The organism is Martinezella lusitana (assembly GCF_014207095.1).
Taxonomy (GTDB): domain Bacteria; phylum Pseudomonadota; class Alphaproteobacteria; order Rhizobiales; family Rhizobiaceae; genus Rhizobium; species Rhizobium lusitanum_B.
Map to the genome: position 1 here is coordinate 470740 of NZ_JACHBG010000001.1, position 24486 is coordinate 495225.

At 59.7% G+C, this 24486-nt stretch carries 22 protein-coding genes; 14 read left to right on the forward strand and 8 right to left on the reverse strand.

Features of this window, described 5'->3' with window-relative positions:
• Window positions 1–32 precede the first annotated feature (32 nt).
• Complete coding sequence (locus GGD46_RS02295; protein ID WP_184701418.1) at window positions 33–926, reverse strand: alpha/beta fold hydrolase; 894 nt, start codon at window positions 924–926, stop codon at window positions 33–35.
• Between the two features lie 86 nt (window positions 927–1012).
• Window positions 1013–3061 (reverse strand): lytic transglycosylase domain-containing protein, encoded by a 2049-nt coding sequence (locus GGD46_RS02300; protein WP_184701420.1) that lies wholly within the window; start codon window positions 3059–3061, stop codon window positions 1013–1015.
• Window positions 3062–3278: 217 nt separating this feature from the next.
• Here GGD46_RS02300 and dapA point away from each other — a divergent pair, with 217 nt between their 5' ends.
• Both dapA and smpB read left to right on the forward strand, forming a co-directional pair.
• A complete protein-coding gene (gene dapA, locus GGD46_RS02305) occupies window positions 3279–4163 on the forward strand; it encodes a 4-hydroxy-tetrahydrodipicolinate synthase (protein ID WP_184701422.1) in 885 nt (294 codons plus the stop codon).
• 140 nt (window positions 4164–4303) lie between these two features.
• Window positions 4304–4783: an SsrA-binding protein SmpB gene (gene smpB, locus GGD46_RS02310; protein WP_004121827.1), complete on the forward strand. Its 480-nt coding sequence runs from the start codon at window positions 4304–4306 to the stop codon at window positions 4781–4783.
• A 119-nt stretch (window positions 4784–4902) separates the two neighbouring features.
• Here the strand turns inward: smpB and GGD46_RS02315 are convergent, their stop codons facing one another.
• Window positions 4903–5487 carry an NYN domain-containing protein gene (locus GGD46_RS02315; protein WP_184701424.1) on the reverse strand — a complete coding sequence of 195 codons (585 nt, stop codon included), beginning with the start codon at window positions 5485–5487 and terminating at the stop codon, window positions 4903–4905.
• Window positions 5488–5799: 312 nt separating this feature from the next.
• Here GGD46_RS02315 and rpoZ point away from each other — a divergent pair, with 312 nt between their 5' ends.
• The 11 genes from rpoZ (at window position 5800) to recO (ending at window position 15224) form a co-directional block, all read left to right on the forward strand.
• Window positions 5800–6201, forward strand: a complete 402-nt coding sequence (gene rpoZ / locus GGD46_RS02320; RefSeq protein ID WP_184701426.1) for a DNA-directed RNA polymerase subunit omega — start codon at window positions 5800–5802, stop codon at window positions 6199–6201.
• Between the two features lie 100 nt (window positions 6202–6301).
• On the forward strand, window positions 6302–8518 hold the full coding sequence (locus GGD46_RS02325) for a bifunctional (p)ppGpp synthetase/guanosine-3',5'-bis(diphosphate) 3'-pyrophosphohydrolase (RefSeq protein WP_184701428.1): 2217 nt from the start codon (window positions 6302–6304) through the stop codon (window positions 8516–8518).
• A gap of 192 nt (window positions 8519–8710) precedes the next feature.
• Window positions 8711–8860 (forward strand): DUF3563 family protein, encoded by a 150-nt coding sequence (locus GGD46_RS02330; protein ID WP_081615336.1) that lies wholly within the window; start codon window positions 8711–8713, stop codon window positions 8858–8860.
• A gap of 219 nt (window positions 8861–9079) precedes the next feature.
• On the forward strand, window positions 9080–9667 hold the full coding sequence (locus GGD46_RS02335) for a DUF2062 domain-containing protein (RefSeq protein WP_184701430.1): 588 nt from the start codon (window positions 9080–9082) through the stop codon (window positions 9665–9667).
• Between the two features lie 57 nt (window positions 9668–9724).
• Window positions 9725–10129, forward strand: coding sequence for a holo-ACP synthase (gene acpS, locus GGD46_RS02340; RefSeq protein ID WP_184701432.1), 405 nt, complete (start codon window positions 9725–9727; stop codon window positions 10127–10129).
• Window positions 10130–10244: 115 nt separating this feature from the next.
• Window positions 10245–10991, forward strand: a complete 747-nt coding sequence (gene lepB / locus GGD46_RS02345) for a signal peptidase I (RefSeq protein WP_184701434.1) — start codon at window positions 10245–10247, stop codon at window positions 10989–10991.
• Window positions 10988–11707: a ribonuclease III gene (gene rnc / locus GGD46_RS02350; protein WP_184701436.1), complete on the forward strand. Its 720-nt coding sequence runs from the start codon at window positions 10988–10990 to the stop codon at window positions 11705–11707. The genes lepB and rnc overlap by 4 nt, the downstream gene beginning before the upstream one ends.
• A gap of 184 nt (window positions 11708–11891) precedes the next feature.
• Window positions 11892–12836: a GTPase Era gene (gene era, locus GGD46_RS02355; RefSeq protein WP_184701438.1), complete on the forward strand. Its 945-nt coding sequence runs from the start codon at window positions 11892–11894 to the stop codon at window positions 12834–12836.
• 85 nt (window positions 12837–12921) lie between these two features.
• On the forward strand, window positions 12922–13674 hold the full coding sequence (locus tag GGD46_RS02360; RefSeq protein WP_184701441.1) for a Crp/Fnr family transcriptional regulator: 753 nt from the start codon (window positions 12922–12924) through the stop codon (window positions 13672–13674).
• Window positions 13675–13947: 273 nt separating this feature from the next.
• Window positions 13948–14379, forward strand: a complete 432-nt coding sequence (locus GGD46_RS02365; RefSeq protein WP_409527657.1) for a response regulator — start codon at window positions 13948–13950, stop codon at window positions 14377–14379.
• Window positions 14380–14438: 59 nt separating this feature from the next.
• On the forward strand, window positions 14439–15224 hold the full coding sequence (recO, locus tag GGD46_RS02370) for a DNA repair protein RecO (RefSeq protein ID WP_184701443.1): 786 nt from the start codon (window positions 14439–14441) through the stop codon (window positions 15222–15224).
• 72 nt (window positions 15225–15296) lie between these two features.
• Here the strand turns inward: recO and GGD46_RS02375 are convergent, their stop codons facing one another.
• The 5 genes from GGD46_RS02375 to GGD46_RS02395 all read right to left on the reverse strand — a co-directional run bounded on the left by GGD46_RS02375 (window position 15297) and on the right by GGD46_RS02395 (window position 23779).
• Window positions 15297–15977 carry a peroxiredoxin-like family protein gene (locus tag GGD46_RS02375; protein ID WP_184701445.1) on the reverse strand — a complete coding sequence of 227 codons (681 nt, stop codon included), beginning with the start codon at window positions 15975–15977 and terminating at the stop codon, window positions 15297–15299.
• Between the two features lie 73 nt (window positions 15978–16050).
• Complete coding sequence (locus tag GGD46_RS02380; protein ID WP_184701447.1) at window positions 16051–19308, reverse strand: adenylate/guanylate cyclase domain-containing protein; 3258 nt, start codon at window positions 19306–19308, stop codon at window positions 16051–16053.
• 122 nt (window positions 19309–19430) lie between these two features.
• Complete coding sequence (locus GGD46_RS02385; RefSeq protein WP_184701449.1) at window positions 19431–20279, reverse strand: MOSC domain-containing protein; 849 nt, start codon at window positions 20277–20279, stop codon at window positions 19431–19433.
• Between the two features lie 9 nt (window positions 20280–20288).
• A complete protein-coding gene (locus tag GGD46_RS02390) occupies window positions 20289–20942 on the reverse strand; it encodes an HD domain-containing protein (protein ID WP_246806183.1) in 654 nt (217 codons plus the stop codon).
• A 68-nt stretch (window positions 20943–21010) separates the two neighbouring features.
• Window positions 21011–23779 (reverse strand): DUF2339 domain-containing protein, encoded by a 2769-nt coding sequence (locus tag GGD46_RS02395; protein WP_184701450.1) that lies wholly within the window; start codon window positions 23777–23779, stop codon window positions 21011–21013.
• Window positions 23780–24072: 293 nt separating this feature from the next.
• On the opposite strand from GGD46_RS02395, the gene GGD46_RS02400 reads away from it, so the two are divergent.
• Window positions 24073–24399, forward strand: a complete 327-nt coding sequence (locus GGD46_RS02400; protein ID WP_184701452.1) for a hypothetical protein — start codon at window positions 24073–24075, stop codon at window positions 24397–24399.
• Window positions 24400–24486: the final 87 nt, after the last annotated feature.

Consider the following 24486-nt stretch of genomic DNA (forward strand, 5'->3'; position numbering starts at 1 on the left):
TGTGCACAGTCCCGAAGGCCGATCAGCTTGCCTCAAAGCGCTGAGAGAAAGCTTCGAATGACTTCCGGGATATCGCCGAGATGCAGGAGAGGGGCATGACCTTGGCCCGCCACCGACTTGATGACCATGCCCGGATGTCGGCGCGCCATGTCTTCGATGGTGCGCGTGCTCAGCAGCTTGGTGTTTTCACCGCGAATCACCATCAGCGGAGTGTCGTTGAAGGCCTCGAATTGCGGCCAAAGGTCCGCAAGAGGTGCTTCAAAATCAAGCGCTAGCAGCTGTTGGGCGATGGCCGGGTCATAATCGGCCACGGGTTTGCCGTCACGAAAGTCATAGATCGCGCCGGCCATGTCCTGCCAGTCGCCGTCGGCAAGCGCCGTGAATGTGGCGCCGTGATTCTCCCGCAGAATGGCAACGGCATCGTCCCGGTCGGCCGGTTTTCTGTCTCGATTGAGATAGTCGCGAATTTCAGCCAGGCCGGGCTTTTCGATCGCAGGTCCGATATCGTTGAGAATGGCCGCTTTCAGAAGATCCGGACGGCTGGCCGCGAGCAGATGCATGACGAGGCCGCCGCGCGAGGTGCCGATGAAGACGGCTTTTGGGATGTCGAGTGTGGAGCAGAGGCTAACGACGTCCTGGGTTTCGACCACGAGATTATAGTGGGATTTGTCCACGTCCCGTTCGGACCGCCCGCGCCCGCGGGCGTCGAGCGTCAGTACTCTGTAGGGCGCTGCTGAATGATACGCCAAGAGCATCGCCAATTGGTGAAAGTCGCGCGAATTGCGCGTCAGACCCGGCAGGCAGATGATGGGCGGCCGTTCCTGTGTGGCCTGCGCGTCACCGATATAGTCTCGAACATAAAGCTTCAGGCCGTCCTCGGCCGCTATCGTTCGAACAAGGAAGCCGCTTTTGTCATCGCTGCGCATGCATCGTGCCTCGTGCTTGGGATATCACGAGAAATGTAGCGTCAATCCCGCGGTCTGCACAACCGCACCCAAGCACGCCGGCCCGATCACGTGCGGCCGTTGACGAGATCGCTGACGATATCGGTCTTCTGCCCAAGCCGGGCCTTGTAGACCTGATAGTTCTCCATGACACGCTGGACGTAGTTGCGCGTCTCGGGGAAGGGGATGCGCTCTATCCAATCGATGACGTTGTCGAGCGATTTGCCGCGCGGGTCGCCATAACGGGTGATCCACTCGGGAACCTTGTTCGGGCCGGCATTGTAGGCAATGAAGGTCAGAATGTAGGAGCCGCCGAACGTGTCGATCTGTTCGCCGAGATAGTGAGCGCCAAGTGTGGCGTTATAGCCGGCATCCTGCGTCAGTTTTTCGGCGGAATAGGCTATGCCGTGCCGACCGGCGACCGCCTTGGCCGTCTTCGGCAGCAATTGCAGCAGGCCGCGCGCATTCGCCGAGGAGACCGCAGCCGGATTGAAGGCGCTTTCCTGTCGGGCGATGGCATAGGCCAAAGCTTTGCCGGAACCCGAGATATTGGCGTTCTGCGGAATGACGCCGATCGGGAAGGCGAGCGCGGCGACATCGACACCGCGGCCATAGGCGATCTTGCCGATCTGCAACGAAAGCTGATGATTGCCGGAGCGCTCTGCCTGAGCTGCCAGCAAGGCGATTTCGCCGGGGCCATCCAGCTGTCGTGCCAATGCGCGGTAGATTGCCTCGGCGCGCCAGCCATGTCCCGCCGCTTCGAGCCGCGAAATCGCCTGCACCGCCTCGCGTGCCTGAAAGCGCTGGCGATCGGTGGGCGAGGGGGAAGGATAGGTGACGTCTAGCGTCCGCCGGCCAAGTTTCTCGGCGGCAAGCTGGCCGTAGAACGTGCTGGGATAGGCCGCCGCCTTGGCATAGAAATCGGCTGCCTTGCCCGGGCCACCCGCCTCGGCCGCGCGTCCGAGCCAGTACCAGCCGCGTGATTGCGAGATCGGCCCATTCGACACCTGCAGGATCTTGCGGAAATGGCCCGATGCGCTCGCTCCGTCCTGCAGACCGCGCAAGGCATACCACCCGGCATGGAATTCGGCTTCGCCGACATCCTGCGGGCTCTCTGCGACGCTGGCGTCGACGACGCGATAGGCATCTTTGAAGTCACCCTGATCCACCAACCCGCGGCTGACGATCCGCTGCTCGTTCCACCATTGGCCGGGGCTGACGAGCACGCTACGATCCTTGGGCATCTGTCCAAGCAGGGTGGCGGCATCGTCATATTTGTTCTGCCAGCGCAGGTTCTTGATGCGCATGTAGAGATAGGCAGGATCCTTGCGCCATTGGGCGTCGATCGCCGCAATCAACCCGTCGGCCTTGCTCGAGCGATCGTTGACCGCAGCCCAGGCCTTGTAGAGCGATTGTGCCTTCCCGAGGTCGCCGAAGCGTTTCGCCTGAGCGGTACGGTCGCGATAAAGCAGAAAGTCCATGCGAGCCTTATGATCGGCGGGCGACAGCAGCGCGGCGAATTCGGCGAGGATCTTGTCTTCGAAAGGCTTGTCGAGCGCCTCGGTACGCCAGATCTTGCGGATCAGCTTCGCAGCTTGAGATGCGGAGCCGCGCGCCACGAGCGCCCGAGACAGGATCACCGAGCCTTCCACGGTTTCCGGCTGGGTGCTGCCAAAGGCAGCGAGAATCTGTTCCGTGGACGGATTTTCGATGTAGAGCGCCCGCTCCGAGTTCGCACGCAGGCTGCTAAGACCCGGCCAACCGACAAGTTCGCGCGCAGCGGCGGCAATTTCTCCGGATGGGATGCCCGGCTGGCCAGAGGTCGCAATCGCCCAGGTCAGTATGTGACGGTCGAGCGTGCCTTCTCGCATGCTGTTGCGGACGGCAAGCGCCTGCATCGGGTTCTTGTTGGAGAGCGCATCGAGACCGGCCTTCAAATCGCCACTGATCGGGGCAATGGCACCGCCACGCGGTATGGCGGCCGTGCTGATCGGATCCGGCGTCGACATCGCGACATCGCCGCGGATCGCTGTGGGCTGGCCGGAAGGTTGAGACGCAAAAGCGCCCCACGCAACCGCCAGGCCCATGGCGGTCCAGATCATCACAGGTCTTTTCATCCGGCTACTCACAAAACAATCAGGCCCTTTCCATTTGCCTAATGCTATATTAACGAAACCTTACCGGCGGTTCGAATTTCAATCAATTATCATATCGGAAACTGCCCCACACCAATCAAAGCGCGCTTGTCGCCGTCAAGCCGGCGCTTTATGGTGCGCGGATTCATAACCATGGATTGCGGCTGAAGCATGAAGGCAGCGCCGCTAGGAGACTTGTATGTTCCAGGGGTCCATTCCCGCACTCGTTACGCCCTTTACTGACGCTGGCAAGTTTGATGAGGCGTCCTTTGCCTCCCATGTCGAGTGGCAGATAAAAGAGGGTAGCCGCGGCTTGGTGCCCGTGGGCACAACGGGCGAATCGCCGACCTTGTCGCATGACGAGCACAAGCGTGTCGTCGAGCTTTGCATCGAAGTGGCGAACAAGCGCGTTCCCGTCATGGCGGGCGCAGGCTCGAACAATACGCGTGAAGCGATCGAGCTTGCCCAGCATGCCGAAAAAGTCGGCGCTAACGCCGTGCTCGTCGTCACTCCCTATTACAACAAGCCGACGCAGAAGGGGCTCTTCGCTCATTTCGCCGCCGTTGCCGAAGCCGTGAAGCTGCCGATCTACATCTATAACATTCCAGGCCGTTCGGTCGTGGATATGACGCCAGAGACGATGGGTGCACTCGCCAAGGCCTATGGCAACATCGTCGGAGTGAAGGATGCGACGGGCAAAATCGAACGGGTTTCCGAGCAGCGCATCACCTGCGGCAGCGACTTCCGCCAGCTTTCCGGTGAAGACGCAACGGCGCTGGGCTTCAATGCTCACGGTGGCATCGGCTGCATTTCGGTAACGGCCAATATCGCGCCGCGCCTCTGCGCCGAGTTCCAGGCGGCGACGCTTGCCGGCGACTATGCCAAGGCGCTGGAGTATCAGGACCGTCTGATGCCTCTGCACAAGGCGATCTTCCTTGAGCCTGGTCTCTGCGGTGCTAAGTATGGCCTTTCCCGTCTTGGTCGGATGAGCCGCAATGTCCGCTCACCGCTATTGTCGACCCTTGAGCCCCGCACGGAAGCTGCGATCGATGCGGCCATGCGCCATGCCGGCCTGCTGAACTGAGGCCGATTGCAGACTCATTGCCAAACTCTGCGAGACCGCTCTCTTCACAAGGAGAGCGGTCTCGCTTATTTAGAGTGCTGAAACCTGGGCCGCGCTGTTAGCCGCAGCCGGAATGACGTCAGAAAAGAAGAAGAACAATCATGGCCCCCAAAGGCAGCCAGCGCGTAGTGAACAAGATCGTGGCGGAGAACCGAAAGGCACGCTTCAACTACGAGATTATCGACACGTATGAAGCGGGTCTCGTGCTGAAGGGCACGGAGGTCAAGTCGCTGCGTGAAGGCAAGGCCAACATTGCCGAATCCTACGCTTCCGATGAAGACGGCGAGATCTGGCTCATCAACTCCTATTTGCCGGAATATCTGCAGGCGAACCGCTTCAATCATGAGCCGCGTCGCCGCCGTAAGCTGCTGCTCTCCGGCCGCGAAATCGGCAGGCTGCGTTCCGCCGTCAACCGCGAGGGCATGACGCTGGTGCCGTTGAAGATCTATTTCAACGATAGCGGCCGTGCAAAACTTGAGTTGGCGCTCGCCAAGGGTAAGAAGCTGCACGATAAGCGCGAGTCCGAGAAGGAACGCGACTGGAACCGCCAGAAGAGCCGGCTGCTCAAGGACAACGGCTAAAACCTACTGCATTAGCCGAACTGCCTTGATTCCCGGCGAGCGGCTGGGTTCCGTCAAGCATAGGTAAAGCAACCACAGAAGTCTGGCTTCGAAGACCGCAGGCAGCCATCCATTCGGCTTTATTGTTCGGCGTCGGCTTCCGTATGAGCCACATCTGCAGTGCGGTGAGCGCGTTCCGAGGGTTCGCGGCCGATTTCGGCCTTCAACGATACGAGGTCGATGAAGTGATCGGCCTGACGGCGCAGGTCGTCGGCAATCATGGGCGGCTGGGTCGCCATCGTCGAAATCACCGAAACCTTGCGGCCGCGACGCTGCAAAGCTTCCACCAGCGTCGTGAAGTCGCCGTCGCCGGAGAAGATCACCAGATGATCGACGGTCTCGGATTGCTCCATGGCGTCGATCGCCAGCTCGATGTCCATGTTGCCCTTGATCTTGCGGCGTCCCATGGAGTCGGTAAATTCCTTCGCCGGCTTGGTAATGACCTTGTAGCCATTGTAATCGAGCCAGTCGATCAGCGGGCGGATGGAGGAATATTCCTGATCCTCAATGAGGGCGGTGTAGTAATAGGCGCGCAGCAGATATCCACGTTTTTGAAACGCCTTCAGGAGCTTGCGGTAGTCTATGTCAAAGCCGAGGCTCTTAGATGCAGCGTAGAGATTGGCGCCGTCTATAAAAAGTGCGATTTTCTCGCGTGGGTCAAACATCGCTTACATATCCACTGTTACAAAAACGTAATCTTTTTATTCAAAGGTAAGCTAAAACAAGGCCTTGTACAGCGTCCGAAGAATAATTCGAATTACTTTATGAATTATTCATATAAACGAGATTTAGGGCACGCTACGCGATATTCCAAGCAATCTTAGGTGGAATGCACCATTTGTCTAGGAGAATTTTAGCACTTTATGGGATTGCGCGCAGGGGCTCAAACAGGAAAAACTTGAATTTGCCATCGTTTGCTTGTATCGGCGTGCTACTCCGAGACATGATGACGACATCACGACCGCAAAGGACAGGCAATGGCCCGTGTCACAGTAGAAGATTGCATTGATAAAGTAGAGAACCGGTTCGAGCTCGTGCTGCTTGCCAGCCATCGCGCCCGCCTGATCTCGCAGGGCTCCTCCATCACCATCGACCGCGATAACGACAAGAACCCTGTCGTTGCGCTGCGTGAAATCGCTGATGAGACGCTGTCGCCCGACGACCTCAAGGAAGATCTGATCCACTCGCTGCAGAAGCATGTCGAAGTGGATGAGCCCGAGCCCGATCCAGCAAGCCTGCTTGCGGCCGGTGGTGCTTCGGCTGCCAGCGACGAGGAAGAAGACGCTCCGGAAGCCGTCACTTTCGACCAGATGTCGGAAGAAGAACTGCTGGCCGGCATCGAAGGCCTTGTTCCGCCGGAAAAAAGCGACGATTACTGATCGTCGATCTTGATGCTCCGGGCAGGAGCGATATGATGAGGGGATGCGTGCGCCGGTCATATGACTGGCGCGCTTTTGTTTTTGAGGGAGTAGCCTTGGAATGATGCGGCAATATGAGCTTGTTGAGCGGGTGCAGAAGTACAAGCCCGATGCCAACGAGGCGCTGCTCAACAAGGCTTATGTCTATGCGATGCAGAAGCATGGCCAGCAGAAACGCGCAAGCGGCGATCCCTATATCTCCCATCCCCTCGAAGTTGCCGCCATCCTGACCGATATGCGCCTGGACGAATCGACCATTGCGGTCGCGCTCCTCCACGACACGATCGAGGATACGACGGCGACACGTGCCGAGATTGACGAATTGTTCGGCGAGGATATCGGTCGCCTGGTCGAGGGGCTGACGAAGATCAAAAAAATCGATCTCGTCACCAAGAAGGCAAAGCAGGCCGAAAACCTGCGCAAACTGCTGCTCGCCATTTCCGACGACGTTCGCGTGCTTCTGGTGAAGCTTGCCGATCGCCTGCACAATATGCGCACGCTCGATCACATGTCGCCGGAAAAGCGTGCTCGCATTTCCGAAGAAACGATGGAAATCTATGCGCCGCTTGCCGGCCGCATGGGCATGCAGGACATGCGCGAAGAGCTTGAAGAGCTCTCCTTCCGTCATATCAACCCCGAGGCGTACGACACCGTCACCAAGCGACTGGAGGAGTTGTCACGACGCAATGAAGGCCTCGTCAAGAAGATCGAGACCGAGCTGCGCGATCTGCTGGTGGCCAACGGCCTTGCCAATGCCATGGTCAAGGGGCGGCTGAAGAAGCCTTACTCGGTCTTCCGCAAGATGCAGTCGAAGTCGCTCTCCTTCGAGCAGCTTTCGGACATCTATGGCTTCCGTCTTCTCGTCGACGACATACCGTCCTGCTATCGGGCGCTCGGCATCGTGCACACTCGCTGGCGCGTCGTTCCCGGTCGGTTCAAGGACTACATCTCGACGCCGAAGCAGAACGACTACCGCTCGCTGCACACCACGATCGTCGGCCCCTCCAGCCAGCGTATCGAGCTGCAGATCCGTACCAAGCGCATGCACGAGATCGCCGAGTTCGGTATCGCCGCCCACACGCTCTACAAGGACGGCGCAAACGGCAATGGCGATGGCGACGTTCTTTCCAAGGAAAGCAGCGCCTATTCCTGGCTGCGTCACACCATCGAGGCGCTGGCCGAGGGCGATAGTCCCGAAGAGTTCCTCGAGCATACGAAGCTTGAGTTGTTCCAGGATCAGGTCTTCTGCTTCACCCCCAAGGGTAAGCTGATTGCCCTGCCGCGCGGCGCGACGCCGATCGATTTCGCCTATGCGGTTCACACCAATATCGGCGACACCACCGTTGGAGCCAAGATCAACGGCCGCATCATGCCGCTGGTGACGCGACTGACCAACGGCGACGAAGTCGAGATCATCCGTTCCGGCGTCCAGGTGCCGCCGGCGGCCTGGGAAGAGATCGTCGTGACGGGCAAGGCACGCGCGGCTATTCGCCGTGCGACCCGGCTTGCCATTCGCAAGCAATATGCCGGCCTCGGCCACCGCATTCTGGAGCGCACCTTCGAGCGTGCCGGCAAGATCTTCTCGCGGGATGCCCTGAAGCCGGCCCTGCATCGTCTCGGCCAGAAGGACGTGGAAGATGCCATCGCCGCCGTCGGGCGAGGGGAGATGTCGTCGCTCGATGTGCTGCGCGCAGTCTATCCCGACCATCAGGATGAGCGCGTCACCGTCAAGCCGGCCGGGGATGAAGGCTGGTTCAACGTCCACAGCGCCTCCGGCATGATTTTCAAGATTCCCGGCAAGAACAAGGCCGATCTGGCCGATGATGCGGAGGCGCCACCGATCCGTGGTCTGGCGGCCAATGTCGAAGTGCATTTTGCACCGACGGGTGCCGTTCCCGGTGACCGCATCGTCGGCATCATGGAAAAGGGCAAGGGCATCACCATATATCCCATCCAGTCGCCGGTTCTTCAGCGGTTCGATGACGAGCCCGAGCGCTGGATTGATGTACGCTGGGATCTGGACGAAGCCAACAAGTCCCGCTTTGCTGCCCGCGTCCTGATCAACGCGCTGAACGAGCCGGGCACTCTGGCAAAGGTCGCGCAGACCGTCGCCGATGTCGACGTCAATATTCGCGTTCTCAATACGGTTCGCGTCGCCGCCGACTTCACCGAGATGGCGCTGGACGTCGAAGTCTGGGATCTGCGTCAGCTGAACCAGCTTCTGGTGCAGCTCAAGGAGCTCGATTGCATTGCCACGGTGAAGCGGCTTTATGAGTGACGCCGCCCGGCGTCATGGTCGATTTGATGCTGCCTGCATATTTTGTGATCATTTTATGACCAAAAATGAGCAGCTTTCCGGATAGCTATGCGCTTATCGCATGGCTGTGTCTATTTTAGAGAGGTGGTAATTAACCTCTCTCGGGCCTATCTTCTGGTCATCGAAGAAACGAAACAGAGATGAGAGAAGACAATGTTTAGCCCGATCAAGAAAATCGCCCGCGCCCTGCGCGTTCCGAGCGTTGAAGAACGCGAGATGGCTTATCTGAATGGCTCGCACGACCGTTTTGACCTTGAATATCGTCAGCGTCAGGTCGATCGCGGTCTGTTCCGCCAGCGTTAACCGCTGCCAATACTTCCAAGACCAAGAAGGGCGTGCTGCTGCTGCGCCCTTGGAGCTTCCCGAACTTGCGGGAATGCTGCCTGAAAATGAAAGAACGTCTTTCTTTCTGCGTTAGCGCGGACGACGTTCCTAAAAGGGCCGTACTTTCGGCTTCTAACGGGCACTGGATATGTTTGGCCGGTCTTGTCATGACCGCCCGCAGTGCACTAGATAAGCCGCATGCTATTTCGTCGCCGAAAACCACTGACACTGAAGGAAAAGTTGCGGGAGCACATTTGGCCCCGCAAAGGTTTCGTTCGTTCTTTTCAATACTTTGGCAAGCGCCTCGTTCGCCTTGCAGCGTCGCCGCATTCGGTTGCGGCCGGCTTTGCCGCAGGCATTGTGGTGTCCTGGACACCGTTCATCGGCGTGCACTTCGTGATGGCGATCATTATCGCCTATCTGATCGGCGGCAACGTCATCGCGTCCGCGCTCGGCTGTCTGGCCGCCGGCAATCCCATTACCTACCCCTTCATCTGGGCTTTGACCTGGGAGATCGGCCATCTGATCCTGGCGCGCGACAGCAATAGCCAGGGTGGCGGCGTCGATCTGCCGGCGCTTTGGCACAAGGGAGATCTCCTTCAAATCTGGGATCCGGTCCTGAAACCGATGCTGATCGGCGGCATTCCACCCGCGATCATCTCGGGCGTGATCGTCTATGCGCTGACCTATTATGGCGTGAAGACCTTCAAGACGCGCCGCAAGGAGAGGCTGATGGAGCGCGCCCGCGAGCGCCTGGAGCTTGCCGAGAATTCGTCGAGCGTCTGACATCAAACTGACCCGACATCACACTGACGTCGTCTGGGCCGCCGGGAGGGCCGCATCATGATCATCGGCATTGGCAGCGATCTCATCGACATCCGTCGTGTCGAAAAGACGATGGAGCGCTTCGGCGCCCGCTTCACGGATCGCTGCTTCACCGATATCGAGCGCGCCAAATCCGAAGGCCGCAAGAATAAGGCCGCGTCCTACGCCAAGCGCTTTGCCGCCAAGGAGGCCTGCTCAAAGGCGTTGGGCACCGGACTGGCGCAGGGCGTGTTCTGGCGAGACATGGGCGTCGTCAATCTGCCGAGCGGCAAGCCGACCATGCAATTGACGGGAGGAGCGGCGGAAAGGTTGGCTTCCATGCTGCCTGAGAATCATCGCGCTGCCATTCATTTGACGATAACGGATGATTTTCCTCTTGCTCAGGCCTTCGTGATCATCGAGGCATTGCCGATAGAGGGCTGAATCGCTGTCGGATGCTGCTTTTGACGCCGGCGGCATTGCCGCGGTGATTTGAAGCGAGTAGAGAGAAGCCGAATGCAAGTTGCGCCGGTGGGGTGCGAAAAAGGAACAAGACTGCGTGTCCGAGAAAGCCGTTAAACAGCAGAATGCTCTGTGGGAAAACATCAAGGTCATAGTGCAGGCGCTTGTCCTGGCCATGATCATCCGCACGGTTCTATTTCAGCCATTCACCATTCCGTCAGGCTCGATGATGCCGACGCTTCTTGTCGGCGACTATATCTTCGTCAACAAGTTCGCCTATGGCTATTCGAAGTATTCGCTGCCGTTCTCGCCGAACCTGTTCAGTGGCCGCATCTTCTCCAGCGAGCCGAAGCGCGGTGACGTGGTCGTATTCCGCTTCCCGCCCAATCCTGATGTCGACTACATCAAGCGCGTCATCGGTCTGCCCGGCGATCGCATCCAGATGAAGAACGACGTTCTCTATATCAACGGTCAGGCAGTGCCGCGCGAGCCGCACGGCACCTTCGCATCTGACTACAGCCAGGAACCGGGCGACAAGATCCCCGTCTACAGCGAGCGCATGCCGGATACCGGCAAGGTCTACGATACGCTCGATCTTTCGCCGAATTCGCGCGGTGACAACACGCAGGAATACGTCGTTCCGGCCGGACATTATTTCATGATGGGCGACAACCGCGACAATTCCGACGATAGCCGCTTCGATGTCGGTTACGTGCCGTTCGAAAATCTGATCGGTCGCGCCAGTGTCATCTTCTTCTCGCTCGGCCACGACACGTCGTTCCGCGAAATCTGGAAATGGCCGACCAACATGCGTTGGGATCGCCTCTTCAAGGTTGTCGAATGACGAAAGTGCAAACGCTCTCGCAGGCGGATCGCGTCAAGCTTGAATCTGCGATAGGCTACGAGTTTGCCGAAAGGGATCGCCTCGATTGGGCGCTGACACATGCCAGCGCCCGCACGCACAAGTCGGGCAATTACGAGCGGCTGGAATTCCTCGGCGACCGCGTTCTCGGCCTATGCATCGCCGAGCTTCTGTTCCGTACTTTCGGGACGGCAACAGAAGGCGAGCTTTCGGTTCGCCTCAATCAGTTGGTCAGCGCCGAAACCTGCGCCGAAGTTGCCGACGAGATGCAGCTGCATCTCTACATTCGCACCGGTGCCGACGTGAAGAAGCTGACCGGCAAGCGCATGCTCAACGTGCGCGCCGATGTCGTCGAAAGTCTGATTGCCGCGCTTTATCTGGATGGTGGCCTCGAAGTGGCGCGCACGTTCATTCTGCGCTATTGGCAGCGCCGCGCGGTTCGGCCCGACGGGGCGAGACGCGACGCAAAAACGGAACTGCAGGAATGGGCGCACGCGAAATTCGGCGTAACCCCGATCTACAGGGTTGATGATCGCAGCGGACCGGATCATGATCCCCGCTTCACGGTGACCGTGGAAGTGACGGGAACCGCACCCGAAACAGGAATTGATCGCTCCAAGCGCGCGGCCGAACAGGTGGCGGCAACGCGGATTTTGGAGCGCGAAGGCGTATGGCAGTCTCAACCCTCTGAGAAGTGATTGCCGAGAGCATTTCGGGAAAAATGCGCAGCAGTTTTCCGTCTTGAATGCGGAAGAACAGGAAAACAGCATTTCCAGGAAAAGTGCATAGCGGTTTTCCGTGGGGAATGCCGAAAGAAACAAGAGTATTGAGCCTTCCTGTTGTCGGAATGAGATCGGGGAGGCCGTGGAAACGACGGAAAAGATGACCAATCAGCAAGATGCGCCCGCCGACGACGGCACGGTTGAACATGGCGGCCCGACCCATTCCGGCTTCGTGGCCCTCATCGGCCCGACCAATGCCGGCAAGTCGACGCTGCTCAACCGGCTCGTTGGCGCCAAGGTTTCGATCGTCAGCCACAAGGTGCAGACGACGCGCGCCGTCGTTCGCGGCATCGCTATTCACAATAATGCGCAGATCGTATTCATGGATACGCCCGGCATCTTCAAGCCGCGCCGTCGCCTCGACCGCGCCATGGTGACGTCGGCCTGGGGCGGCGCCAAGGATGCCGATCTCATCATGTTGCTGATCGACAGCGAGCGCGGTTTGCGCGGCGACGCCGAAGCCATTCTGGAAGGGCTGAAAGAAGTTCCGCAGCGGAAAATCCTCGTGCTCAACAAGATCGATCGCGTCCGCCGCGAGGACTTATTGGCGCTTGCTGCTGCCGCCAATGAGAAGATCGCCTTCGATCAGACCTTCATGATCTCCGCTGAGAATGGCTCCGGTTGCGACGATGTGATGGACTATCTGGCAAAGACACTGCCGGAAGGCCCCTGGTATTATCCCGAGGATCAGATCTCCGATCTGCCGATGCGCCAGCTCGCTGCCGAAATCACCCGCGAAAAGCTGTTCCTGCGTCTGCATCAGGAGCTTCCCTATTCCTCGCATGTCGAGACGGAGAAGTGGGAGGAGCGCAAGGACGGCTCGGTTCGCATCGAGCAGGTGATCTATGTCGAGCGTGAGAGCCAGAAGAAGATTGCCCTCGGCAAGGGCGGCGAGGCGATCAAGTCGATCTCGACTGCATCGCGCAAGGAGCTCTCCGAGATACTGGAGCAGCCTGTCCATCTCTTCCTCTTCGTCAAGGTGCGCGAGAATTGGGGCGACGATCCCGAGCGCTTCCGGGAAATGGGCCTCGACTTCCCGCACTGATGGAACTTTGCTCTCCTGAATGCTTTATATTGCAACAGTTTATCGGGCGCGTCGCCTGAACTGATGCAACACAGGGGAGCGTTTCATGATGAAGGCCGCGGCGATGCATGGACAGCGAACTCCATGTCAGGAATGTCCGCTGAGGTCTCTGCCGCATTTTCGGGAATTCGAGCGTGACGAGCTGAATTTCATCAGCGGCTTCAAGAAAGGCGAGTTGCTCGTCGATGCGGGCGCTACCATTTTTCTGGAAGGCGCCCATAGCGCGCATCTCTTCACCATCCTGTCCGGCTGGGGCTTTCGCTACAAGACGCTGGAGGATGGCCGACGGCAGATCCTCAACTATGTCATGCCGGGCGATCTTATCGGGCTGCAGGGCTCTATCATGGGGGAGATGCAGCATTCCACGGAAGCGCTGTCGCCGATCTCGCTTTGTGTCTTCGAGCGCACGGAACTGATGACGCTTTACAACTCCCATCCGCCTCTTGCTTTCGATCTGACCTGGATTGCGGCACGCGAAGAGCGGATTCTGGACGAACATTTGCTCAGCATCGGACGCCGATCAGCCCTTGAGCGAGCCGCCTATCTCATTGCCTATCTGTATCAGCGCGCCCACGCTCTTCGTCTCTTCAACGGCAGCAAAGTCATTCCCATCACGCAGCAGCATGTCGCCGATACGCTCGGCCTTTCCGTAGTCCATACCAATAAGACGTTGAAAAAGCTGGCCGGGCGCGGACTGATTCTCTGGCAGGATCGCGGCTGCAGCGTTCTGGATGCGAAGGGCCTCGCAGATGTAGCCGGTTGGGACAATCCTGATTCGGGCAAGCGACCCTTCATTTGACGATATTTATTGTGATCGGCGACATGTCTTTTTTAAATGTCGGCCTCAACTGTATCAGCTTAGATTAATACGTCCGTCACTTTTCGACCAGTTTCATTCTTTACTAACCCCGGCGGCAAAAGCGATTGGAGCACATCGACGAGCCCATAGTACCGCAATGCAAAAAGTGCGAAGCGGGTTGCAGGCGAAGTCATGTCACAACAGACCTAGCCAGGAACGGATGGGAAACCTTCCATTCAATACGGGCCGATGATTGGCGCCGGAGGGATAGATGTGGAATTTCTTAACGGGCCGTATGGCTTGGTGCATGCATTTGGGGATGACGTTGAGATGATGCTTCAACGTGTCCTTATTCTTGAAGACAATCTCATTATTGCGATGGAGGTGGAGGAAATACTGCGCCTTGTCGGGATTGGGCAAGTTGAAATTGCCTCGAATTTGGAACAGGCGGTTAGCGCCATTCACTCTGATAGCTATGATTTCGCGATGCTGGACGTCAATCTGGGGGAAACGACGAGCTTCGGCTTCGCGCGTTTGCTGCTGGAGCGCGGCATCGCCTTCGGTTTTGTCAGCGGCTATTCCGATACGCTGGACTTTCCGTCGGACCTGCGGCATGTGCCGCTTTTGAACAAGCCTTTCGATGAGCAAGCCATGCGGCTTTTCGTCCAAACGCTGTCGGCCATCGGCAAACCCTCCGCCATGTGACATCAGGGGTCATTTGTCCTAAACTCGAATCGAGACATTCTTTTAGGATAAACCGGCCGATGCAGTGGCAAGACCACGCGATCATCTTGGGCGTCAAGCGCCACGGCGAGACCAGCGTCGTCGTCGAGGTGATGACGCGTTCGCGGGGTCGTCACATGGGAATGGTGCGAGGTGGCAGGTCTCGCTCTATGCAGCCGGTGCTGCAGGCCGGCAATCTCGTAGAAGCGACCTGGCGAGCGAGGCTGCACGAGCATCTGGGCGAATTTCGTATGGAACCGGTGACGTTGAGAGCGGCGCGGCTGATGGAAACCGCCACCGCCGTCTACGGCGTGCAGGCGATGGCTGCGTTGCTTCGGCTGCTGCCCGAGCGCGACCCGCACCCGCATCTTTATGATGCGCTCGACGTCATTCTGGAAAACCTGCAGAACCCTGCCGACGCCGGCGAACTTTTCGTGCGTTTCGAACTTGCCGTCTTGAACGATCTCGGTTTCGGTCTCGATTTGACCGAATGCGCGGCCACTGGCGGGCGTGAGGATCTGGCCTTCGTTTCGCCGAAAAGCGGGCGGGCCGTCTGCCGCGCAGCTGGCATGCCATGGGCGGATAAGATGTTGATCCTGCCGCCATTTCTGACGACCGGAGCCGTGGTCGCTGCTGATGGAGACAGCCTTTCTGCTGCCTTTCGTCTGACCGGATTCTTTCTGCATCGCCACGTCTATGAGCCGCGCGGCATTCAGATCGCCGCGGCGCGCGAAGGCTTCATCCAGGCGGCGATGAAAGCACTGAACGCGGCAACCCTGGACCTGGAAACACCACAGGAGCGCCCGGCCGTTGCGGCTAAAATATAGAGCATGATCCCTTGAGCGCGCAGCGCGTAGGATCATGCTCAAGGCATGGCTCCAAGCGGAAAGATCGCTCGTTCAAACAGCCATGTTGGACGCTGCCGACATCACCTCGCGCGGGGCGGGAATGCCGAACATATGACGACCGGCCTCTTCGGCCTCGGTGAAGCACCAGCGAATGACACCATCCCGATCGAGCAGGAATTCGCCGACGAGCTGGCCTTCGCCTGTCGCAACCATATGTTTGTCGTCCTCGGTGATTTCATAGCCATCCGCCTTGTCGAGGAACTCCATCGCCGTCATCGGATCCATCGGCTGGGGAAGTTCGCTCGGCATTTCGATGCGCATCGACCGCACCGCGCTTATGCCGACCTTGTGCGGCCAGTCGGTCTCATCCTCGGTGAACTGGACATTCGGCAGACCGAAGGCCCTGTGCGATACCCGCTCCGGATCGGAAGCAGCCAGCAGATTGGGAAGCGGATGGTACCGGAAGTAAAGCCGGGCGCGTTCGATCGGCGTGTTGACAACGGTCAGGCTGTCGATGCCTTTTTCCTGAAGGGCACCCGTGAGTTCGGACATTGCGGCGATTTGACGGCGGCAGAAGGGACAATGCAGTCCTCGGAATAGTCCCACAAGCACAGGCCTCTGGCCGCGAAAATCGTCGATCGCGATCTTGCCCTGGCGAGTGATCGCATCCAGCACGACATTCGGCGCGCGATCTCCCGGCTGCAACGGTCTTTCGGTATGGTTCTCCTGCATGTCTCGTTCCTCCCTTTATCTCCTTGAATAGGTTCTCCCAACAGATCTCCGGCGACCGTCACAACGAGGACAGTCAGTCGAGAAACGGCAATACGACAAGCGTGCCCGGATCGAGGTTGTGGCGGGCACATACATCTTGAGCCAGCGTGAAAAAACGCTCCGCCTCGACCAGGTCGTCATGTTCCAGGCTTAGTGTCGCCAAGCCATCATAGCATGGAAAGAGCAATTGCGGCTCATCGATTTCCTTCGCAACCTCAAGGGCTTCCTCGTAATATTTGCGCGCGAGCTTCGGCTTCCCGTGACATTGATGGATCTGCCCCAGAACGATCAAGGGCACAGACAAGTGGTCACGCTGATCCAGCGCCCGGTCGATTTCCACGGCCTTCTCGGCCGCCGGCACGCCCTCGGCGGCGCAGCGGTCGGTAAAGGTACAGCAGGAAACGGCAAGGTTCGCGAGAAGGCGGGCCTGAAAGCCGAGATCGCCAATACGGGTCGCGACCTCCAGCCCCCGCCGACAGATCTTGATGGCGTTGGCTGGATCCACAATGGTGTAGAGTACGCCGAGATTGGAATAGGCGCGACAGGCAGCGCTTTGCAGATCGGCCTTTTCGGCGACGGTGAGGCTGCGCTCCACTTCCAGCACGGCGTCGCGGCGGCGGCCAAGCCGTGCGAGCGCTGCGCCCTTGGTGTTCAGCGCCTCCGCCATGGCGCGCGCCGCCTCTCGCCCGGCCTCGGTCGTTCCGTCGATGGGGAGCGTCTGCAGCCGTTGCAGGGCCTGCGTCGCCCATTCGGCAGCTGCCGCCTGGTCGCCCATGCGGAAGGCAAGATGGCCGCGCTCCTGCAGGAGATGCGCGTGTTCGACCGGCGAGTCGATCGTCGCGATCATCGTTTCCGCCTCGGCGCAATGTGCCTCCGCTTGATCGCGGCGTCCCGCCTCGAGATGCAGCCGGCCGATCTTGCGCAATATCCTGGCCGCCGCAATTCGATCGTCACCGTTGCGATGGATCGAGAGCGCCCGTTGATAATGGCTTAAGGCGGCGTCGCGGCGACCGGCGGGGCCGCAGAGATCAGCCAGACGTTCCAGCAGCGCCGATTGCTCCGGCGCCACCTCCGGCTCGTTTTCGAAGGTTGCGAGCGCCTGGCGATAGAGCCGCATGGCATCGTCATTGGCGTAGGTCTTGCGTGCCATATCGCCCGCTGCCATCAGATAGCCGGCGCCCTTCGCTTTTTCCGTGGTCAGGCTGAAATGATGGCCGAGCTGGGCCAGATGCTCGGGCCGATCCGGCGTTGCGCCATATTGGCGTTCCAGAACACGGCCGATCCGGTGATGCAGCTCCATGCGCCGCTGCAGCAGGAGATTATGGTAGATGACGTCGTGCAGCAGCGACTGGCTGAAACGATAGGTGGGAGAAGCACCGGCATCCGGCCCGCGCAACTCCTCGATCATATCGGTATCGCAAAGATAGTCCAACGCCGCGTCGATGACATGAGGTTCGCTGGCAACGCTGCGCAGCAGAAGGGTGTCGAACTTTGGGCCGACCACCGCCGCCTCCTGCGCCAGCCGTCTGATCTCCGGTGGCAGACGATCGACACGGGCGAGCAACAGGGCCTGCAGATTGACCGGAATATTGACATCGGTGTCTTCCGCAGCAAGTTCCCAGCGCTGACCGTCATTGTGCAGCCCACCCATGTCGATCAATCCTCGAAGAATCTCTTCGATGAAAAGTGGATTGCCACCGGCACGATCAAGGATGCGTTTGCGCATTGCGGCCGGCAGCTTGCCATGATCCTCGCGGAAAAAAGCAGCAAGCAGCTTCTGCCCATCTGCCGCGACGAGCGGACCGAGACGCTGCACAGTGACGCTGACACGATTGGAATCCAGCGGATCGATCTGTGATGTCGGTCGGTAGATCGCAAGCAGCATCAGCCGGCTGCGCTCCAGCCGATCCATCATGAAGCGAAGCACTTCCAGCGAGGCGGCATCGGCCCAATGCAGGTCCTCAATGACAAGCAGCAGCGGACCCTGCGCCAGGCGCCGCTCGAAGACGGTCCGCACGGCATAGAAGATCTGCCGGCGCAATTGCTCCGGCTCGATGTGCCGCAGCGCTCCGCTCGGATCGCCGAGACCAAGCACATGCAGGAAAAGCGGTAGAAGCCCGTCGACATCCTCCTGCGTGAGGTCAAGTGCGCGGAATCCATTCGCCAGCAATTGTCGCGTCCTGCCGAGATCGTCCCGCTCGCCGATGCCGTAGGCGCTGCGCACGACCGCGGCCAGTGTCCCATAGGACTGTTCGCCGAGAGGCGAGCAGGTGGCTTTGCGGATGGCGAGGCCCTGAAAGCGGACGGCATTGCCGGCAATTCCAATGAACTCGTTGGCCAGCCGCGATTTGCCGATGCCTGCATCGCCAATGAGACGGACGAGTTGTGCCGCACCGCCGCAGGCAAGGTCGAGGCAGGTCAGCAACCGAGACAACTCCGTATCCCGCCCGATCATCGGTGCCTGAAGGCCGAAACTTTCGAGACCGCGCGCCGTATGTGGCGCTTCGAGTGGCCGCGTCAGCCGATGCACAAGCACATTGCCGCTTTTGCCGCGCAAGCTTTGGGCGCCGAGATTGTCGAAGGCGAAAGCATGGCGGGTGAGGCGATAGGTCAGCGGTCCAACGAGGATATCGTTTTCGCCGGCCATCGATTGCAGGCGCTGGGCCGTGTTCACCGTATCGCCGGTCACGGAATAGGATTTTGCGCTGATGGCGCCGAAGCCGCCGGTGACGACAGGACCGCTATTGATGCCGATATGCAGACGCAGCGGCACGCCAGCGCGGGGCTGCCAGCGCTCGCCGACCTGCGTCGCCCGCTCGATCATGTTAAGTGCTGCGTTCAGTGCCCGCACCGGGTCGTCTTCATGGGCGACCGGCGCGCCGAACAAGGCCAGCAGCGCATCGCCGACGAACTTGTCGACGAAGCCGCCATAGGCCTCGACCGCCTGCGTCATCTCTTCGAACAAGTCGTTCTGCAACACCCGCATGACTTCCGGGTCGATCTGCTCGCTCAGCGTCGTGAAGCCGCAGAGATCCGCAAAAAGCACGGTCACCGGCCGTCGGTCGGCATCGCCATCGGATTTTACCGGCATCGTCTCGACGTTCGGCTTGGTAGTGGCGGTGGGAGGAGGGGACCTCTTGTCAGAAGTCGCGGCGCCGCAACGGGGGCAGAAGACGAAATCCGGTTGGCAGGGATAGCCGCAAGCGGCGCAAGCGATAGGTTGCCTTGCTCCGCATCGCGGACAGAAAGCAAAGCCGCTCTGAATATCGAAACCGCAGCCGGCGCACTCCATCGGACGCACCTCGTGCAAGCCCGCGCGCTGCGTCTATGTTAGCCGCAACCGACGGGTTCAAAACGAGCTATAAGCATGCGCCTGCTGCGTTAGCTCCGCAAGCTAAACAAACGGCGGAACGACTATCGCCGCTTGAGCGCCCAGCCCTCCGGCCGTTCCTCAAGCACCGTCACCGCGTCGCCGATCTTGACCGAACCATCGCCGCGCGGCACGGCATTCCAGCCGAAGAGTGGGCCGGGAACGCGGCGGTCGGCCGACATGCGGATGCGGCCCATGGCGGGCATCGGGTTCGGCACGTCACGCGAGCCGGTCTTCTGGTCCTGGGTCGTCATGATGCAGCGTGAGCAGGGCTTGACGAGATCAAGGCGAATACCGCCGACCTCGATCGCTGCCCAGCGATCTTCCGGCCATTCCTCATCGATATCGATGACGATGTTCGGACGAAAGCGCTCCATGCCGACGGCACCTTCCCCATGGGCGGCCAGATTGGCATTGAGCGCCTTCAGAGAGCCCGTCGTGGTGACGAGGATCTGATAGCCATCGACGAAGGTAACGGTTGAATCGTCGCCCGCCCATTCCGGGCTGGCGAGGCGCTTGGCGAGCCTGTCGAAGAAAACCATCCTGACCTCGCGGCCAAGCCAGCCTGACAGAGCCTTGTTGGTCTCCTCATCCGCGACGGATGCGCTGACCGCTGATTTCCAGACGACGACATCCATGCGATTGTCCGGGTGTGGCGGCGGCACGATGATATCGGGCTTTCCCTCCATCCTCAGGCGCAGATAGGAAGGGCCGGGCTGGATATCGATCTGCGCCAGCGCCTGCAATTCGCGCTGAGTAATGAAGTGGCCGGAAGGGTCGACCAGCATGGCGCGGCGATCGCCTGCCAGACCGAAGGCGTCAACGGCGGCCGAAGGGATGGCGATGCCGCGTGCGCTCTTGAGCGGATAGATGAAAAGATCGCTGACGCGCATGGATAGCCCTCAGATTTCGTCGATGAACATAGCGAGCACGGTTTTCAGCCGATCATGCCGCGCTTCGGCAAATTTGCGTCCGGTCTCGGTCTGGAAACCGTCCGCAAGTTTGAACAGCTTTGTCTCGAAATGGTCAATGGCGAAGCGCTTATCGTCGAGTGGTCGTTCTGTCGCAAGCGCGTCGAAAGGATCGTAGAGAGACGAGCCGAGACGCCCTGCGATGTAGAAGCAGCGTGCAGCGCCCACCATGCCGATTGCATCCAGCCGGTCGGCATCCTGTAGCATCTTCGCTTCCAGGGTTTCGGGCGGAAGATTGGCGGAGAAGCTGTGGGTGGTGATCGCATGCGCGGCAGCTGCAACATCCTCATCCGCCCAGCCGATCTCCCGCAGGATGCCCGATGCCTTCTCTGCGGCTAGCCGTGAGGCCTGTGCGCGATGCGGCGAATTCTTCTCCACGGCAACGCAATCATGCAGCAGCACGGCGGCGGCAAGGATTCGGGCATTGCCGCCTTCCTCGGCCTGGATCGCCATGGCGCTCCTGAAAACCCGCAGGATATGGGCGATATCATGCGAGCCATCGTCCCCAGCGGCAGCATGTGGAATGAGATCCGCAGCCAGCGTTTCGAACGGGGCAAAGGCCCGCGCCATCCTGTTGGTGTCCATTGTGGCAAGCGCTCCGGAATGATCTGTCGGCAGAGCCACTTCCTAACGGGCGAAAGGATTCGCCGCAATCACTCCGTGGCTTTCTTCCGTGTCAGGATCTTCTGGTAGAACAGGCCGATGCCGATCAGCACTGCGCCGAGACCGATGAAGGAGAGGGCGCGCAGGAAGCCTTCAAGATTTGCCATGTCGATAAGGAAGGCTTTGACGACGGCGATGAAGACCAGCACCGCCGATGCAATGCGCAAGCTCCGCGCTTCGAAGCGGGCGCCTAGCCCAAGAAGGGCGATGCCGATCAGCAACCAGACGACCGAGTAGGAATAGAGCTCGCCCTGGATGAAATCGTTCCAGAAGGGAATGTACTCCCCCTGCCAGAAGCGGCGCACCGTCAGCGTTGCCCAGGCAAAGGCCATCACGGCCCCGGCAACGGCCAGCATCGCGACATAAGGCGGAGGCCGCCGGTTTCGTGCCAGCAGCGCCAACCCGCCATAGGCGATGGCTGGGAGGAGGTAGCCCAGCAGCAGCAGGTTGAACAACGGGATGCGGCCGGTGCTCTCGCCCGTTATGAACGGGTTCAGTCCGAGCAGATGCAGCGTCAGGATCATGATCACCGAGAGCGTGCCCAGCGCCATGCTGCCGTATCGGAAGACAGGGCTTGCGGCGCTAAGGTCCAGGGCCATCAGCGTCGCGGAAGCGCCGATCGCCAGCAGCGTGTAGATCGACTGTTCGCCGAGCGTCGGAACCGCGTCGTTCAGGACGCCACCGTTCATGGCGTGGCGCACCAGGATGGCGATCGTCAGCAGAACGAGGAACGACGCCAAGGCCTGAAGCGTGCTGCGCAGACGGATGTTGGGAGTGCGGCGGACCATGAAGGCAGCCACGGCTGCGAGCGCCGCGGGGATGCCATAGCCCGCCAGTAGCATATTGAAGACCGGCGTCGTGCCAAGCTCGGCCGGATCGACGATGGTCGGCTGCCAGGCGATGCGCGCCATGGCAGCGATCAAGGCTGCGATCATCGTCCATGGCAGGACCGGCCAGTCTCGCGCCCGTCCGATGAGCAGATAGGCAATGCCGAGGAGCGGCAGCAGAATGGTCGGCACGGCGTGATGTGTGAGCATATGCAAGGCAAACACTGCGGCAGCGAACGAGCCGGCAGCAAGAACGTTGGTCGGCAGATTCCATCCGTCGCCCGAGCGGCGATATTGCCATTCGGCGAGCGCCAGCAGCGCGACGGCGAGCCCGATGCCATAGAGACCATGCAGCCAGTCAACAATCCAGTTGCCGAAATTGACAAAGCTGATCGCGGCGATGGCGAGCGGCACGACGACCATGATCCCGCTCCAGAGCGCAGCAAAGGTTTTTTCGCTCTCCGCAAAACGCCGCAGGAAGAAGCTGCCGATCAGCACGAAGATAGCGCCGAGGCCGAGTGCTTCGTAGATCACCACGTTTTGCATACGCGCGAGTGCATCGACGATGCTGGGGTCGAGGCCATAGATCCAGTTCGTCAGCAGGCCGAACACGCCTAGGATGGCAACGGCCGCAGACAGGACTGCCGCCCAGGCCGCATGCAGCCGGCCGGCGCCGAAGGCGGCCACCGCTGCGACAAGCGCTGCGAACATGAACACGGCATCGACGATGGGATATCCGTAGGCAAGGCTGTCGCCCAGCAGCGAGAGAGCAACCGTCAGGGCGCCGATCGTTGCCGTCAGCGTCATGCCGAGTGGTGGACGGGCCAAGAACGCGCCCCAGCCATCGCCGCTGCGCCGCTGCGGCGGATCGGATTCAGTCTCTATCGTTGCGTCATCTATCGCCATCACGGCAGTCTGGTAGCGTCCAGGCCAGAGGAAGATGGTGCCTCCAAGCATGGCGAGGACAGAAAATGTGGCAGGCGTGAAGTCCACAACCGGGCTGTTGGAGATATAGACCAAGGGCCAAAGGCTGAGCAGCGCGTTGGCAAGCGATGGCGCGATCATCCAGCGGCGCAGCCGCGACGCTAGAAGGGTCGCGAGCCAGGTTAGAACGAGGTAACCGAAAAGGACCCAGGGTCTTGGCGCGGTTGGCGCTACAAGGGCAGGGGTGACCATCGAGGCGAGCAGACCGAGGCCCGCCAGCGCCTGTCCGTGCAACAGCGACAGGGCAAGGGTGGCAAGCGAGATCAGTGCGAGGAGAACAAAAGCCGTTGCCGGTCCGATAAAGCCGTAGATGCCATGTGCGGCATAGGTAGAGCCGAATAGCGCCACGACGCCTGCTGCGGTCAATACGCCAGGCACCATCGCATTCTGGAACGCATCGCCAAGGACCGGCGCGGAACGGCGGCGGATGACTTCGCCCGCTGCAACGAGGATCAGACCGAAGATCGCCGCAAGCACGAGGCGGACGCCCGGGCTGAGGAGACCGCTCTCGATCGAATATTTGACCAAGAAGATGCCACCGAGGGCGAGCGCGATACCGCCGACCCAGACCGCCCAGCGTGCACCGATCGTGCTTTCCAGGCTTTCCTTCGGTTTCGTCGTTTCCGGAAACGTGATCTCCGCGCCGCCATCCGTCAGCATGTCGGCAGCGGTCCGGGCCGCCAGGGCCGGTTCTTCGGTGTCATCCGTGGGCGAGGTCTCGATCGCGGCTTCGGTTGCCTGGATAAGCCCGGCTTCGCTGAGTAGCGGCACAGCGTCAGGCTGCGTTTCCTCTGCTCCGGCCGAGTCGGACAGATCCGCGGGGAGCATCTTGCCAGCAATGGCGTTCTGCAGCTCTTGGACGCGAATTTCCAGTCTCTTTATCCGCCGGTTGTATCCGAGCAGTATGAAAAAACCGGCGATCACGACGACAAACGGTAGCAGCTCCATCAGGTCCTCTCCGTGGGCAATCGCTCGTACAATATACCAATTGGACCGCACAGTAAGGGTTTGCGGCCAAATTCGTCTATGATTCCAGTGGATTATGCCTGAAAGCTTGGCGAAAGCGGTCAGGAGAATATGCGTTGGTTCCGATTTACTAATTGAAAATTATAGTTAATGCCCATTAATAATTCGTATTTACTGATAGAGCGAAGCAGCTTATCAAAGACTCATAGTCTGGCCCTGAATGTTGTGAGGGCGAACGACGTCGCATGAGGCGGCTCCTACCACAGGAGATTCGAATGTCCCATGTATCTTCCGTATCCAATAGTTCTTATCCTTATCGCGGCACGCTCGCGCGTCTCGATACCAATGGCGATGGTATGCTCAGCGGCGAAGAACGCGAAGCTGGCGAGCGCCCCGGTATTTTCCAACAGAATGCCGATAATAGTTCAGCGGATAGTTCCGGCAGCGCCATGAGCGACCTGATGGCCAAACTCCTGCAATTGCCGAATTCCGATGTAGCCGCCAGGGCCAAGCAGTCTGAAACCCATATCGATCTGTTTTCGCCGATGGACGCCTATAACAACACCTACGGCCAGTACGACATCGACAACATGGCGGCCTGATAATAGCCGCTTTCGTCTGATTGCTTGAAGCGGCCTGCCAGATGATGGCAGGCCGCTTTATTTGTTTGATGCAATTCACTTTCTTGT